The sequence below is a fragment of the Vulcanococcus limneticus LL genome (genome assembly GCF_002252705.1).
Taxonomy (GTDB): Bacteria; Cyanobacteriota; Cyanobacteriia; order PCC-6307; family Cyanobiaceae; genus Vulcanococcus; species Vulcanococcus limneticus.
Genome location: NZ_NQLA01000109.1, coordinates 1 through 2535, shown reverse-complemented (window position 1 = coordinate 2535; position 2535 = coordinate 1). Strand labels below are relative to the sequence as shown.

Here is a 2535-nt window from a genome sequence, read left to right as displayed (position 1 = left end):
CCGGAGTGCCCGGTGTCAACTACGTGGGCGGGTCGCGTCAATTACGTAGGCGGGTAGGAGCCCCCACCCCCTGCCATGGCAGGGGGTGGGGGCTCGCCTGGTTTGGGGTCGGTTGGCGGGTAATTGACGCCTGGTCAGGGCGCCGAATCACGCCCCAGCTGTGCGCCCTGCCCGTCGTGCCCGTCTGCGGCGGTAGCTCTCTCCGTTGATCTGGATGATCGTGCTGTGGTCCACCAGCCGGTCCACCGCCGCCACCGTCATGGCGCTGGTGGAGAACACGTTCTCCCACTCGCTGAACGGCTGGTTGCTGGTCACCAGCAGCGAGCGGCGTTCGTAGCGGTGCATCACCAGCTCGAACAGCACCGAGGTCTCCGCCTCGTCCTTGCGGACGTAGCCGATGTCGTCAATCACCAGCAGGGCGTAGCGATCCAGCTTGGTGAGGGCCTTGGCCAGGGCGTAATCGGCCTTGGCCTGCTGCAGCTGCTGCACCAGGGCCGTGCCGGAGAAGAAGCGAGCCGAGCGATCCAGGCTGATCAGGCTGCGGCAGATCCCGGAGGCCAGATGGGTCTTGCCCACGCCGCTGGGGCCGAACAGTAGCAGGTTCTCAGCACGGTCCAACCAGCTGGTGTCGTGGGCGATCTGCTCGATCTGATGGCGATCGAGATCGGGGATCGCACTCCAGTCGTAGTCCGCCAGGGTCTTGGGCCAGGGCAGCTGGGCCTCATGCAACAGCCGCCGCAGCCGCGCCTGGTGCCTCTGCTGGTGCTCCTGCTCCGCCAGCACATAGAGGTAGCTGGCCGGGCTCCAGCCATCGGCTGCCGCCTGCTGTTCGGCCGCCTGCCACTGGCTGCGGAACTGCGCCAGTTTCAGCTGTTTGAGGAGCGCCGGCAGGGCACTCTCCAGTGCCGGCCGGCTGGGGGGCTCCACCCAGGAGTTCGTCATAGCTGCTCAGTTGGTGTTCAGGGATCTGGAGTTGGGGCATGGCCGCCAGGCCCCGGGGCGGCCGCAGGCCGTAGTGGTCGCGCAGGCCCGTGAGGCTCAGCGCACCGCGGCTCAGTTGGCGCTGCAGATACCGCTCCACTCCGGCCAGGTCGTCATGCCGGGCGGCGACATGGAGGGCATCGACCATGACCTTGGCCGCCTCATCCGGCGGCAGGGCCGCCAGCAGCTGGCGCCAGAGCTGCCGCCAGCTTTCGCCAGGCAGCAGGTCGTCCTGCAGCTGGGCGCGCAGCAGCGCCCGGGGCTTGCGGCGCAGGCTCTCGATCACGTGGCGGAAATCGATCCGCCGCAGGGGGCCGCTCTCGCCCGCTCGCCGATGCAACCGCGGCAGGGTTTCGACGAACTGGCTGCGCAGGTAGAGGTCCAGCCGGTCATGGCGCAGATGCACCGTGAGCTGCTGACCGATCAGCCGTGAGGGGACGCTGTAGGTGACCTGCCGAACCTCGATCGTGCTGGTGCTCCGTACCCGCACCACCACGGGGTCGTAGTCGGCAAAGCGCTCCACCGGCAGCGGCTGCAGGTGCAGCCGCTCGATCTCCAGCCTCCCAGCCACCTCATGGCGGCCGTTGAGGGTGGCGGTGATGCGTGCCACCAGCTGCCGGTACTCGGCCTCGGTGGCGAAATCACGGCTGCCGCGCTGGAGTAGCTGCTGCTCCAGCCGCCTCTTCCAGTGCCGGTGCGGGCCCTCGATCGCGCCGTTCTCATGGGCCACGCCGCGGTTGTTGCGGGTGGCGATCACGCCCAGGTGGGAGCAGAGCTCGCGGTAGCGGCTGGTGTAGTCGCCGGCGTAGCTGCCATCGCGGTTGCGGAAGCAGGCGCTGAGGCTGTCGGTGCGGTGCTCCGACGGCACACCGCCGCAGAGCGTGAGGGCGTTCTGCAGGGCTTCTGAAAGGGCGACAAAGCTCTCGCCGCCGTGAATCACCTCCACATGACACCAGCTCGAATAGGGCAGGCGGAAGTGGAACAGCCGGTGCTCCAGCACCTCTCCGGCCACGGTGATGGGCCCACCCTTGAGCAGGGTGAAATCGGAGATGCCCAGGACGCCGGGCTGGTGGTGCTGCAGAAACATCACGTCGCGGGCAGGGCCATGCAGGGCCTTCCACTGCTCGACGCGGCGCTGCAGTGTGCGCTTGCGCCGATACCACTCCTGGCCGGGGAAGGTCTGCTCCAGGTGCAGCAGCAGCGTCTGGGGTTCAAGCTGCGGTGCCTTCTCGAGCATGGGCACCAGCACGCTCTCCCACACCGCTGCCAGCGGATCGGCGCGGGTGCGCCAGTGACGGCCGCGCTGTTGCTGATCCTGGGGCTGCAGGTCGCCCCGATCGATCCGCTGGGCGCTGCGCACCGAAATCCCCACCGCATCAGCCGCGACCTGCTGGCTGAGCCCGGCGGCCCGTCTGGCCATGTACCGCTCCTTGATCCGCAACGACAGAGGGGCGGGCATCGCGGGGCTCCAGACCTGAACTGGAGCCCTGTTGTCGCGTCCTGAGACCTGCCTATGTAGTTGCGCGGTCCCGCCTATCTAATCGTCGCCGGACA

Annotated in this window: 1 protein-coding gene and 1 pseudogene; both read right to left on the bottom strand. The window is 68.3% G+C overall.

Annotation, left to right across the window (positions count from 1 at the left end; genetic code table 11):
• Nucleotides 1–147: 147 nt before the first annotated feature.
• Complete coding sequence (istB, locus tag CJZ98_RS17485; RefSeq protein WP_094592381.1) at nucleotides 148–942, bottom strand: IS21-like element helper ATPase IstB; 795 nt, start codon at nucleotides 940–942, stop codon at nucleotides 148–150.
• 376 nt (nucleotides 943–1318) lie between these two features.
• A pseudogene (gene istA, locus CJZ98_RS19225) lies at nucleotides 1319–2401 on the bottom strand (IS21 family transposase); the annotation flags it as partial.
• Nucleotides 2402–2535 lie beyond the last annotated feature (134 nt).